This is a genomic window from Paenibacillus sp. BAC0078, assembly GCF_054483875.1.
The window spans coordinates 566,377-579,248 of sequence record NZ_JBTLRW010000003.1; the positions used below are offsets into that span (position 1 = coordinate 566,377).

A 12,872-nucleotide genomic window follows, 5' to 3' on the forward strand; every position below is an offset into this window, starting at 1 on the left:
CTTCCGACAAAGCCAATAGGCTGTCGAGAAGTTCTCAACAGCCTGACTGGCCCTGCGGTGCAGAGCTGCGGTTAGCTTCTTACGGCTTAAAGCCCGCACGTTAGCTCCGGTTATCCTTCACTGGCACTCCGAAATCTGGTGTGCCATCCTTTTTCCACCCGAATGCCTGTACCCGCGTATGCCGGTTCGGATCATAGAGGGGATCACCGGTAATTTCCTTGTAATTACGCGCGTGATACACGATAACATCCCCGCCGTCTTCATCTACTGTAAAGCTGTTGTGTCCCGGTCCAAACTGGCCATTCTCCTCCGTTGTCTGGAACACCGGCTCAGGATGCTTCGTCCATGAAGCGGCATCCAGCAGATCGCTGTTCTCATCCGCCGCAAGCAGCCCCATGCAATAATTGTGATCGGTGGCGCTGGCCGAGAAGCTGATGAAGATACGGCCATTTCGTTGGAGAACCGCTGCTCCTTCGTTGACCTTGAAGCCGATAATCTCCCACGGATGCTCAGGAGTCGATATCATCGTCTGCTTACCGCGCAGTGTCCAGGGGTTGCTCATTTCAGAGATGTACAGGTTGGAGTTGCCTTCAATTTCAGGGTCCTTCTGCGCCCACACATAATAGAGCACTCCCTTGTGCTGGAACGCCGTTGCATCCAGGGCAAAGGATTCCCAGGCCGTCTTCACCTGTCCTTTCTCCACCCAGGTTCCTTCCAGCGGATTGGCCGATTCATTCTCAATCACATACATGCGGTGGTCGAACAGTCCTTCGTTCGTCTCAGTCGTATGTGCCGCCGCGAAATAAATGTACCACTTGCCCATAAGGTAATGAATTTCCGGTGCCCAGATATTCGCGCTAAGCGGTCCGGCTGCATATTTGCGCCAGGCCACAACAGGCTGAGCTTCCGGCAGGCCTTCCAGTGTTTTTGATCTTCTCACTTCGATCCGGTCATATTCAGGGACCGAAGCTGTGAAGTAATACCAGCCGTCAGTATGCTTGTACACCCAAGGATCGGCGCGCTGCTCCACCAGCGGATTGGTAAATGTTCTGTTTGCAGGCATAATGATCTCTCCTCTTTACTATGATGCCGGCTGCCGCAGCTATCCGGGGTTCACCCGTGCCCCGCCAGCCGGGAATGCATGTTTACCGTTTGCGATTCATGCATTACCAAATTAGCACAGCATTATTTTTATGTAAACATGAATTTATTTAGTTATATTTAAAATTAAACTCAAAAAACGACACCATCACCAACCGCTGCCGCTGTCAATATCCCGGTTTACCATAACGTGAGCTGCACTGATTTGTCATCCGCTTTTTCGTAAAATCTAACCTTTTGACACATATTCGAACGTTGCTCTATTTACGCATACCCTGTGTAAAATATAAGCTTTAAGTGAAAACCTGCCCATATAATCTGGATATAGGAGAATAAAAAAATGACCTTAGACAACAAACCACTCCTGACAACCCTGCAGCCCCACATTCAAAGCTTCCCCATGAATCAAGTTACGCTGACCGACCCGTATATGGTTAACGCTTTTGCCAAAGAAAACCTCTATCTCAAAAGCTATGACCCCGACCGGCTCCTCGCCGGCTTCCGCGAAAACCGGGGGCTCACTCCCAAAAGCGAAAAATACCCCGGCTGGGAAAATACCGAAATCAGAGGGCATACGCTGGGTCATTATCTGACGGCGCTGGCTCAGGCTTACCAAAGTACCGGCAGCGGCGGGCTTTTGCAACGGCTGGAATATATCATAGACGAGCTGGCGGAATGCCAGTTCGATAACGGCTACTTGTCGGCTTTTCCCGAGAAGCTGTTCGATCATGTGGAAAATAAGCAGCCTGCCTGGGTACCCTGGTATACCATGCACAAAATCATCGCAGGTCTGGTCGCCGTCTACAGCTCAACCCGCAGCGCAGCGGCATATAGCATAGTATCCCGGCTGGGCGAGTGGGTGTACCGGCGCGTCTCTGCCTGGTCGCCGGAAATTCAGGAGCGGGTACTCGCGGTTGAGTACGGAGGAATGAATGATTGCCTCTATGACCTGTATAAGATTACGCAAGACGAGCATCATCTGTACGCAGCCCATATGTTCGATGAGCTGACATTATTCACGCCAGTCCATGAAGGCCGGGATATTCTCAAAGGCAAACATGCCAATACGACGATTCCGAAGTTTCTCGGTGCGCTGAACCGTTATCTTGTGCTGGGAGAAGGCGAGCGCTTCTATCTGGAAGCTGCAGTAGAGTTCTGGGACATGGTTGTCAACCACCATAGCTATGTTACCGGCGGGAACAGCGAATGGGAGCATTTCGGCGATCCGGATATTCTGGACGGGGAACGCTCCAACTTTACCGCCGAGACCTGCAACACCTACAACATGCTGAAGCTGACCAGAGAATTGTTCAAGCTCACGGGCGATATCAAATACGCGAATTTTTATGAAAATACGTTCATCAACGCCATTCTTTCGTCACAGCATCCGCACACCGGCATGACGATGTATTTTCAGCCGATGGCTACGGGCTATTTCAAGGTGTACAGCTCTCCCTTCGAGCATTTCTGGTGCTGTACCGGAACCGGCATGGAGAGCTTCACCAAGCTGAATGACAGCCTGTATTTCCACCGGGGCAACAGCATTTATATTAATCAATATGCCAGCTCCAGCCTGATGTCGGAACAGCACCGGATTGAGCTGACACAGTCGGCTAATCTTCCTTATAACGACACGATAACATTTACTGTACGTACCCTGGACAGCCTGGAAGCCACACTTGCGCTGCATTTTCGCATTCCAGAGTGGATTGCCGGGCCGATGCAAATTCAATTGAACGGTGAGGCGGTGGCCTACAAGACTGAGGGCGGTTATGCTGTTCTGGAGAAAAGCTGGAAGGAAGGCGACAAGCTGAGCATTCAATTGCCGATGAAGCCGTACTACCACACACTGCCAGACGCGCCGAATGTAGTGGCCTTCAAATACGGACCGGTAGTGCTCAGCGCCGCTTTGGGAAAAGAAGACTTGACTCAGTCCGCAACAGGCGTGGCCGTCAGCGTGCCGACAAAAAACATGCTGATCAAGGATTTCATTACGCCGTCGAACCAGAGCATCGGCGAATGGCTTGACCGCTTCGAGGAGCATTTTGTACGCAGCAGTGATGAACTGGTCTTCGTCCTGCGGGGAACAGATGAGGACGGGCGGCTGGAATTCACACCGCATTACAAGCAGCATGAGGAACGCTACGGCATCTACTGGAAGCTTGTAGAGCCGGATTCGCGGGAATTGCAGGAGCATATTTTGCAGGGAAAACAAAATCAGACCATCCGCGAGGCCACCATTGACAGTCTGCCTGTAGGCAATGATCAATACGAGCTTGAGCATGGCGTCAAAGGAGAGAATACCTCCGTCGCCGTCTGGGACGGGTATACCCTGAGACAAGCGGAGAACAACGGCTGGTTCAGCTACCGGCTGAAGGTGCTTCCTGATCAGGACAACTATTTGTCTGTCACCTGCTTCTCCGGCAACAACGGCAGAACCCTTGATATTTATGTAGACGGTGAGCTGCTTGTCAGCGATACTCTCATGACGGATAAGGTCCGCACCTTCTATAACAAACGCTACCTCATTCCAGCAGAGCGGATACAGTCCTCCACCGAGGTAGAAGCCAAATTTGTCATTCCGGGGCAAATGAACGGAATATTTGATCTGCTGCGGATGATGACAAGCTACAGCAGTGATGCGGAGCTGGCGGAGCTGTACTTTGATGCAGGCACCCTCTCCAAGACGTTCACCGCCGATCAGTCCGACTATACCTTGACAGTGGCCGCCGGTACACCGGCTGTGCGTATGCATGCCGTACCGTCGCACAAAAATGCACTCGTCTATATCAATGATATCCTGATCGAGGATACCCTTCCGAGAACAGTGTTCCTTCCGGATCATATTACGAGCTTGCATATCATCGTCAAGGCGGAGGATCTGGAGACGGCTAAGGAATACAAAGTTACCATTATTAAGCCAGCTTAGAACAACAGATCCAGTAGTATAAAAATAACCGGTCTGCCGAGCAGGTTCACCGCTCCGGCAGGCCGGTTGTTTTTATCGAGCATGCTATGTTAGTTTTATTTATGCAGCTATGCTAGAAAGGGGGCCACACAAATGATTGCTTACAAACTGGCGGTAGACAAGCCTGTTGCTCTGGAGATTACGGGGAAATTTGTTGCGCCGTCGCCGGACTGGATGCATTTGAGCCGGGTGCTGTGCGATTACGAGCTTATTGTTATGACCAGCGGCACATTGTATCTTGCCAGCGGTGAGCAGCGTTTTTCCGTGTCCAAAGGAGAGTATCTGCTCCTCCCGCCGCTCACGAAGCAATATGGATATAAAGCCTCCGAGTGCAGCTTCTACTGGCTGCATTTCTCTTCGGAGAATGCCATCGAAGTGACAGAGCCCGCCTCCGTTTCCCCTGGCGTAAGCGCTGGAGAAGTGATTCTGCCCCAGTCGGGAACACTAAGCAGCCTGGAAAAAATCATCGTCATGATGAAACAGCTTCAGGACTCCGTCCGCTGCTACAACGACAAGACGCTGAACAATTATATGTCCACCGTCATTTTGTGCGAGCTGTACAACCAGGTCATTTTCTCATCGCACCCTCCTGCTGGAAAAAGCAAACAGGAACAGCTCTACAACGACATCGTGGATTATATCAAATGGAGCCGGAGCGAGCATATCAAGGTGTCCCAAATCGCCGGCTATTTTGGCTACAACGAGAAATACCTCTCCCATCTCTTCAGCACAATTTCCGGCACATCCCTGAAGCAGTATATTCTGCAGCAAAAGATGGAGCTGGCCAAGTTTCTATTGACGGACACCAACCAGAATATTAACGAAGTCTCGCTCCAGCTCGGCTATAAAGATTGCCATACCTTCATGAAATCCTTCAAAAAAATCGTCGGCCTGACGCCAAGCGAGTTCCGCAATGCCTATGCCAAGCGGCTGCTTTTTTACGAATAATTATTTAATCCCTTTTTCCACTTCATTCGCCATTTCCGCAACGGACTCTAATCACTTTATTACCGATCAGGAAAGTGTTTTAAGCGCTTCAGGAGTAAATGGCACTAGTTCATCCAATCTTCCATCCCGAATTTTGCTGGCCCAAGCAGGGTCTACCAGCAACGCTCTGCCGACAGCAACCAGATCGAACTCCTGATTTTCGAGCTTTTGACCCAATCCCTCGATACTTGCGTTTCCAGCACCTTTTCCTTCGGTGAAGAGTGTGGTAAATTCACCATCCAGGCCAATCGAACCGACAGTGATCGTTGGTTTGCCGGTAATTTGTTTAACCCAGCCGGCAAAATTCAAGGCAGAGCCTTCAAATTCCGGTTCCCAGAATCGGCGGGTTGAGCAGTGGAAAATATCCACTCCCGCTTCAACCAAAGGCTCCAGAAATTGTTTTAGCTCATCTGGTGTTTTGGCCAATTTAGCTGTATAATCCGTTCCCTTCCACTGCGAAATCCGCAGCACAATCGTGAAATCAGGGCCTACTGCAAGGCGGCATGCTCTGACCACTTCTTCAGCAAAGCGGGTACGTGCAATCAAGCTGCCTCCGTAACGGTCTGTACGTTCATTGGTTTTCTCCCAGAAGAACTGGTCGATCAAATAGCCGTGCGCTCCGTGGAGCTCGATTCCATCAAATCCAATGCGCTTGGCCTCAACTGCTGCCTTTGCAAATGCATCAACAATGTCTCTGATTTCGGGTTCCGAATAATCATTAACATTGCCTCTTGCCCCCATGTGCCAGATTTGAGGAATAATTTTCCCTCCTGCCTTGTGCACTTCGGACACCACATTTGCCCAGCCCTTTAGTGCTTCTTCTCCATAGAAGAAAGGTATATCCTTCTGATTGGATGAATCAGCATGATTAATTACGGTACCTTCCGTCACGATCAGGCCAACGTTATTTTCGGCTCTTCGGCGATAGTATGCGGCAACATCTGGCCCTGGAACGCCATTAGGCGACAGACCCCGAGTCATTGGCGCCATCACTATACGATTGGACAGCGTAAGATTTCCCAGCGTAAACGGACGGAATAAGGGTTGTACAGATACAGAACTAGACATAGCAGAATACCTCCAATGTTATTTGATTTGGCAAAATAGCCAGCCTTAGAATCCTGTAGTGTATTGTTTAGGAATTGCAGTTTCTTTTTTTAATTTCGACGCGGCTTCCAGTGCCCAATAAGGGTTTCTCAGCATTGCTCTGCCCACAGCCACCAGATCAGCCTCTTCATTTCCGATAACTGCATTCGCCAAAATTGGATCATCGAGTCTTCCAACGGTCATCACCGGAATATCCAGAGCTTCTTTGATAGCTCTTGCCAAAGGTACTTGGTACGCTGCGTGAGTTCCTGGTCTGCCCCATGCAGCAATAGGTCCTTCACCGCCGGATGAAATATCGAACATGTCTACCCCTGCTTTTTGATATTCCTTAGCAAAAGCTGTGCTTTCCTGTATGCCATATCCGCCTTTTACGTATTCTTTGGCGGAAATACGCATCAGGAGCGGCATGTCTTCCGGCATTTCACCTTTCGCTGCCTGAATAACCTCCCGGCCAAACAGGGCAAGGTCTTTGCCATATTCATCTTCCCGTTTGTTCGTAAGCGGAGAATGAAATTGATGAATCAAATAGCCATGCGCGCCATGAATTTCAATAGTGTCGAATCCAGCCTTGACAGCGCGGGCTACAGCAGCGCGGAATTTCTCCACCAGCCCTTTAACCTCTTTTGTCGTAAGCGCACGGGGTTGTTTTGAACTTTCATCAAAAGCAATGGCAGATGGCGCTACAGGAACTTCAGCATCCTCCGCCTTGCGTCCGGCATGCGCAATTTGGATTCCCACTTTGGCACCGTAGCTGTGACAAGCATCTACAATCCGTTTGAGAGCAGGAATCTGTTCGTCTGACCACAAGCCAAGATCCAGGTCGGAAATACGGCCATCCGGCTCTACATCTGTCATTTCAATCATGATCAGACCGGTTCCGCCTATTGCACGGCTAACATAATGCACGTAATGCCAATCTGTGGCGACTCCATCCTTTTGGTCAACCGAGTATTGGCACATGGGTGGCATAGCTACGCGATTTTTCAATTCCAATCCTTTAATTATATAGGGACTAAACAAGTCTTTCATGTGTGAAAAGACTCCTCTCTTGTTATTATTATAAAAAAATCTCAATAAAATGCATGCACACGCATATATAATAGCATGTTTATTTCATTTGTCAACTATAATCATTAAAATAGCCCGGATCACAGCCACCTTGATGGCATGATTCGAGCTATCAATTATTGAGGATATGAAATCCTTATAATCAATATTGATGGAACACCTTGGAGATTACCTTCCATTCGCCGTCTACTTTAAGAAGCGTGTGGTAATCGGCATATTCCACTCCAGGAGCTTCCAAAATAATACGCACTACGGCAACAGTAACCGCAACATCAAGAACATCAATTCTGTATTGAAGGTCTTTGGACGGCCCCAGCGTGTCAATCAGATCATACAGCTTTTGAATATAACCCTCGCTGAGTTTTCCATCGTTCGTGTATCCGTACATAATGGCATCTTTATGGAAAGTGGATTTCATCACTTCGCCCTTGCCGACAATGTTGCCTTCGATATACCCTTTCATTGCATTAATGATCGCCTCATAATCTTTCACAGTTGCTCTGTTCATTTGTTCACTACCCCTGTATTTTTATTTGCTTGCGCATGCATATATATTATTGGATGCTTAGCGGCTTGTCAAGCAGCAACAAAAAAGACACTTCACTAATCTTCTGTGAGTGCCTTTTACATGACTATATCAACTTCTCAAAACAATTTTTGGATAACATCTTGAAATTCTGATTTCAAGCCCTCTTTTTGAAGCTCTGATTGCAGAACCTGATTGAAGGTTTGCAGTGCCCGCTGGTATTTATTTTCGCCTATTTCCGTAATCTGAGTATAAATACCCCGCCGGTCATCCTCACATATATGTCTTTCCAGAGCTCCACAGTCTTTGGCTTCCATACGTACTACAAGTCTTGAGGTCGCACTTTGACTTAAGCCCACCATCTCCTGGAGCTGCTGTAGCCGTAATTCTTTATCCTCCGACTTGGAGATAAAACTCAATACATAAAACTCCTTCAAAGATAAACCATATTGCTGCTGCAGAGCTATTTCCAGCTTATCAGCAATATTGGAATAGATGTAAGACAAGGATAACCATATATCTAAAAGATCATTCTTATTTTGCAATGTAGACCCACCATTCCATACCGAAGTATTAACACATATAATTTATCCTATTGTAACAAGCTTACACGGAACGGTCAAAACCCATATCACACTTGATAATGGTTTCATAAAGCTTCCTATCCTCTTCCATCAAGTAAGGATAATGTCATCTCTATGCTCTGTCTGATAAAAGCATGATCCGGCCTGGATTTCATCATGACAGTCAGTCCTATCATATATACAACAAGGTGATCAGCCAGAGCCTCGGCACATAGCTCACCGGACAACTCTCCTCCTTGCTGCCCTCTCTTAATCGCCTCCTGGAAAATCGCCGCCAAATACATTTGATGCTCCCGGGTGAGAATAGCAAATTTGGGGTCATGCGGAGCAAGCTCCACCATCGTATTGATACAAAAACAACCCCGCTGGATATCTGTTGTCTCATCCTCTTCTGTCGCGATTTGCTCAAACAGCTCCCGAAAGGCGGCTCTAACAGAAGTGCTTTGCTGAAGCCGCGACCTCACTTGGGAGGCGTGCCAAGTGTTATACCTACGCAATGTTGCTTCGAACAGCTCCTTCTTATCTCCAAAGGCTGCATACATGCTGGGACGCTGGATCTCCATCCCGTCTGTCAGATCACGAAGCGATGCCGCTTCAAAGCCTTTTTCCCAAAAAATCTTCATGGCTGCATCAAGAGCCTTGTCCGTATTAAATTCCCGTTGTCTCCCCATAACGATCACCTTTTTTGTATCAATCAGTATTTATTACAGGTTAAATCCTGATGTGATCAATGTCAATACACACTCCATTCTTGTTGACATCGTCTTGAATCATGGAGTATGCTACTAAACACATAATGTACCGAACGGTACAAAAAACGTTGCTCTAGAGAAAGGTGTTTTCACTTATGAATCTCTTATCCGATCAAGTTGACTCTTCCTCACAATCGCAAACTGTATTATCCCGTTCCGTCATCCTCTTATTGGCATTTTGCAGCGGACTTTCTGTGGCTAATATTTACTATGCACAGCCTTTGCTTGATTCCATTGCCAGCGACTTCAGTATCTCGCATTCTTCTATCGGCATTGTCGTGACGGTAACTCAAATCTTTTATGCAGCAGGCTTGCTCCTTCTGGTCCCCATAGGAGATCTGATAAATCGGCGCAAACTGATTTCAGCACAGATGCTCCTATCTTCCGCAGCATTACTTACAGTAGCAGCCTCTTCATCTAGCGCTGTTCTGTTTGCTGGAATAGCAATCGTTGGCTTGTTGGCTGTTGTCGCCCAGACGATGGTTGCCACCGCCGCCACATTCAGCCCCCCGGCAGAACGCGGGCGGACAGTCGGGCTTGTAACTAGCGGCATTGTGATCGGGATACTGCTTGCCCGGACAGTTGCTGGTTCTTTGAACGATTGGTTAGGCTGGCGCTCTGTCTATCTTTTCTCGGCAAGTCTCACCTTACTGGGCAGCGTAGCTCTGTTTCTTTTATTGCCCAAGCAGGAACCGGAACGAACCAAACTAAGCTATGGCAAGGTTATCTTTTCGATATTTCAGCTGTATCGTGACCTGCCAATCCTGCGGATACGTTCCTTGCTGGCTATGCTGATTTTTGTGGCCTTCAGTATTTTATGGACAGCAATGGTTCTACCCTTAAGCAGCCCTCCACTATCTTTGTCACACACAGCCATTGGCGCTTTCGGACTTGCCGGTGTGGCGGGGGCACTTGCAGCTGCTTATGCAGGCAAACTGGCCGATCTTGGTCATGGCCGAAGCACAACCGGCATTTCCTTATTCACTTTATTGATCGCCTGGATACCCATTGGGCTTGTTTACCGCTCTATCGGGTATCTCATTATCGGGGTTGTTTTGCTGGATCTGGCCGTTCAAGCCGTACATGTCACCAATCAGAGTTTAATTTACAAGACCCGTCCTGAAGCACAAAGCCGCTTAACTGCGGCCTACATGGTTTTTTATTCGATAGGCAGTGGGGCAGGCTCGATTGCTTCAACTCAAATGTATGCTTGGTCAGGCTGGGCGGGGCTGTGTTGGTTAGGAGCATCGGTAAGCGGGCTTGCATTACTGCTATGGGGTTATGATTGTTATAAAAACAAAGAACATTCAAAATAAAAAGAGGAATCTAAAACCCGCAGAAAACCTTGTAAAATCAAGATTTTTTGCGGGTTCAGGATTGAAAACTTGGCTCAGCCGTTAGTTATTGCTTAAGCTGGGTCCCATGCAAAAGTACATACCAGCCAATCTTCAACGTTTGATCGTAGGCTTCCGGATTCTCATAGACCAGTTGTACATCGCCGTATCGTCAAAAAAAGCAAGAAGCTATTGCCTTACAGGCGCTTCTCGCTTTTTTGAAGCTGTTATGTTGGAGCCTGCATGATTTTAAACTTACTGGTGCAACTGGACAATTGGGAGCACTTGTTGTGGAAAAATTACTGGAAACGATACCTGCATCAAATTTTGATAATCTCAACGGCAGGTGAGAATCGGATTGAACAGTACAGAGCCGCTGTAGACGCAGGAAAACTTCGCACATTGAATCAATTGGCTGAAATCGTAAGCGGGGTATTGGAACAGGAGATTCAACTGCAAAACGTAAATGATGAAACCTATGCAGAAATTCTTCGTGGCACAGGGCTTTCAGACTTTCTCACGCATCTCTTAACAGACATGCAAAAATCTCTTCGTGAAGGTGCATTGGCATTCGAGGGTAATGATTTAGAGAAGCTGCTTGGACGTGAACTCCAGCCTTTAAGCGAAGGAATCCGTGCAATTAGCGAAAAATAAATTTTTAATAAGTTTTAACTAACAATCTTGCTTTTAAATAGTGATCAATATAGGTGGCCTATGAGCCACCTTTTTGATTGCTGCATCCCTCTCCGCACTTTGGCTGAGGAGGTTCTATGATACAAGAACGAAAATTCTAATAAAGTGAAAATAATTTCCTTTTCAACCTAAAATGCTCAGTGTGGTATTAATAATACCCGATAACTTCTCTTGATTCGTTGCTGTTTTGACCATCGTACGTAACCCTAACCAAGCATTCATGAAGTAATGGGAAAGAGCCTCAGGGTCAAGCTTAGCTTCGAGTTCCCCGTTTTGTTGACCAACAAGAATGAGATTATATAATAATTTCTCCGTTTTTGAATAGCTATCTTCAACAAAGGAAGAAACTTCTTGATCTAATAATCCTAGTTCTACACCAGAATTAACGATGAAACAGCCTTGAGGGTCTCCTTTTTTCTCTAAAGTAGTCTCTAAAAAATATCGTAATAATTCTTTAACCGGCTCTTGCTTCTCAACCAATATCCTCATTTTTTTGTTTTGAATAGCCTCATATCGTTTAAGTGCACTCATAAATAAGGCATGCTTATCGCCAAAAGTATCATAGATGCTTCTTCTATGAATCCCCATATATTCAACCAATTCTTGCATCGAAGTTTTTTCATAACCTTGCACCCAAAAAAGATGTATTGCTTTATCCAATACTTCATTTACCTCAAATTCTTTATGTCTCGCCATTATCATCACCTCGTGCATTCATTATACATTGAAGTGGACGTTCAGCAAACTTGAAGAGACAGAAGAATCTTTCCTCGGGCTGTTCCTTGAGCGATTTTGGCAATGGCTTCGTTTACTTGTGAAAAAGCAAATATCGAATCAATTGTTGGTTTTACAGACGCTTCGTCAATCCACTGAGTAATATTATTTAATTGGATACCACTGGGCTGAACATATAAGAAATCATACGTTTTATGCTGAAGACGCGCCGCTATGTCAAATGGCGTTCCGATTATGCCAAAAAGAATCCTTTGCATTTTTGAAAATCCACCATGCTGAATTGCAAAACGTCCATTTGGTCCAGCATTCAACGATAATAATTTTCCACCAGGTTTCAATATACTTAATTCTTTCCTGAACTCGCCTACGCCTCGAGTATCAATCACATAATCAAAATCTTTCAGCATCCTCACATAATTTTGCTTTTGATAATCAATAAAATAATCTGCCCCTATGGATAACGCCATATGGCGAGACGATTCGTTACCACTGACAGCTACAAAAAGCTTTTTTGACCTTGCATATGGAATAGCAATTTGCCCGAAGCCGCCTGTTCCACCAGGAATAAACAGTTTTGATCCAACTTTTACCTTTAGTACATTAAATGCCTGCACTACCGTTAAAGCTGATAATGGAACTGTTGCTGCTTCTTCAAATGAAAGGTGTTTGGGCATTTTCGCAACAATATTTGCATCGGCAGCAACATATTCTGCAAATGCTCCCATTGTATCTAGGGGCATTAGTGCATATACTCTATCGCCTTTTATAAAATCTCTGACGTCTTCGCCAACCGATTCAATAACACCTGAAAGTTCATTGCCAAGCGTTAATGGAAACCTATAGCGGTCAAAAACACGTACCTTTCCATTGATCGCCAAGATCAGATGAGGATCAACACCTGCAACATAAGTTTTAATTAATACTTGATTTCTGTTTATTCTGGGAATAGGAACATCGTTGATGTGAGCCTCCAGCTTTTTTGAGTAACCGTTTATTTGGACTGCTTTCATCGTGCTC

At 46.5% G+C, this 12,872-nt stretch carries 12 protein-coding genes; 4 read left to right on the plus strand and 8 right to left on the minus strand.

Annotated elements, in window-relative coordinates; all coding sequences use genetic code 11:
• Positions 1-100: 100 nt before the first annotated feature.
• Entirely contained in the window at positions 101-1,063 is a 963-nt protein-coding gene (locus tag ACX1DY_RS09170) for a glycoside hydrolase family 43 protein (RefSeq protein WP_458963867.1), read from the minus strand.
• A gap of 378 nt (positions 1,064-1,441) precedes the next feature.
• On the opposite strand from ACX1DY_RS09170, the gene ACX1DY_RS09175 reads away from it, so the two are divergent.
• A complete protein-coding gene (locus ACX1DY_RS09175) occupies positions 1,442-4,030 on the plus strand; it encodes a beta-L-arabinofuranosidase domain-containing protein (protein WP_458963868.1) in 2,589 nt (862 codons plus the stop codon).
• A gap of 132 nt (positions 4,031-4,162) precedes the next feature.
• Entirely contained in the window at positions 4,163-5,017 is an 855-nt protein-coding gene (locus ACX1DY_RS09180; RefSeq protein WP_458963869.1) for an AraC family transcriptional regulator, read from the plus strand.
• Positions 5,018-5,083: 66 nt separating this feature from the next.
• Here ACX1DY_RS09180 and ACX1DY_RS09185 read toward each other — a convergent pair whose 3' ends face one another.
• The 5 genes from ACX1DY_RS09185 to ACX1DY_RS09205 all read right to left on the minus strand — a co-directional run bounded on the left by ACX1DY_RS09185 (position 5,084) and on the right by ACX1DY_RS09205 (position 9,012).
• Positions 5,084-6,124, minus strand: coding sequence for an NADH:flavin oxidoreductase (locus tag ACX1DY_RS09185; protein WP_458963870.1), 1,041 nt, complete (start codon positions 6,122-6,124; stop codon positions 5,084-5,086).
• Positions 6,125-6,169: 45 nt separating this feature from the next.
• Positions 6,170-7,192 (minus strand): NADH:flavin oxidoreductase/NADH oxidase, encoded by a 1,023-nt coding sequence (locus ACX1DY_RS09190; protein ID WP_458963934.1) that lies wholly within the window; start codon positions 7,190-7,192, stop codon positions 6,170-6,172.
• A 181-nt stretch (positions 7,193-7,373) separates the two neighbouring features.
• Positions 7,374-7,739, minus strand: coding sequence for a nuclear transport factor 2 family protein (locus ACX1DY_RS09195; RefSeq protein WP_458963871.1), 366 nt, complete (start codon positions 7,737-7,739; stop codon positions 7,374-7,376).
• A 137-nt stretch (positions 7,740-7,876) separates the two neighbouring features.
• A complete protein-coding gene (locus ACX1DY_RS09200) occupies positions 7,877-8,302 on the minus strand; it encodes a MarR family winged helix-turn-helix transcriptional regulator (protein WP_458963872.1) in 426 nt (141 codons plus the stop codon).
• Between the two features lie 116 nt (positions 8,303-8,418).
• Entirely contained in the window at positions 8,419-9,012 is a 594-nt protein-coding gene (locus ACX1DY_RS09205) for a TetR/AcrR family transcriptional regulator (protein WP_458963873.1), read from the minus strand.
• A 176-nt stretch (positions 9,013-9,188) separates the two neighbouring features.
• On the opposite strand from ACX1DY_RS09205, the gene ACX1DY_RS09210 reads away from it, so the two are divergent.
• The gene (locus ACX1DY_RS09210) at positions 9,189-10,409 is read left to right on the plus strand and encodes an MFS transporter (protein WP_458963874.1); all 1,221 of its coding nucleotides are present in this window, start codon (positions 9,189-9,191) and stop codon (positions 10,407-10,409) included.
• Between the two features lie 261 nt (positions 10,410-10,670).
• Entirely contained in the window at positions 10,671-11,081 is a 411-nt protein-coding gene (locus ACX1DY_RS09215; protein WP_458963875.1) for a hypothetical protein, read from the plus strand.
• A gap of 162 nt (positions 11,082-11,243) precedes the next feature.
• On the opposite strand, the gene ACX1DY_RS09220 is transcribed toward ACX1DY_RS09215, so the two are convergent.
• Positions 11,244-11,816, minus strand: a complete 573-nt coding sequence (locus ACX1DY_RS09220) for a TetR/AcrR family transcriptional regulator (protein ID WP_458963876.1) — start codon at positions 11,814-11,816, stop codon at positions 11,244-11,246.
• A gap of 41 nt (positions 11,817-11,857) precedes the next feature.
• The gene (locus ACX1DY_RS09225; RefSeq protein ID WP_458963877.1) at positions 11,858-12,865 is read right to left on the minus strand and encodes an NADP-dependent oxidoreductase; all 1,008 of its coding nucleotides are present in this window, start codon (positions 12,863-12,865) and stop codon (positions 11,858-11,860) included.
• Positions 12,866-12,872: the final 7 nt, after the last annotated feature.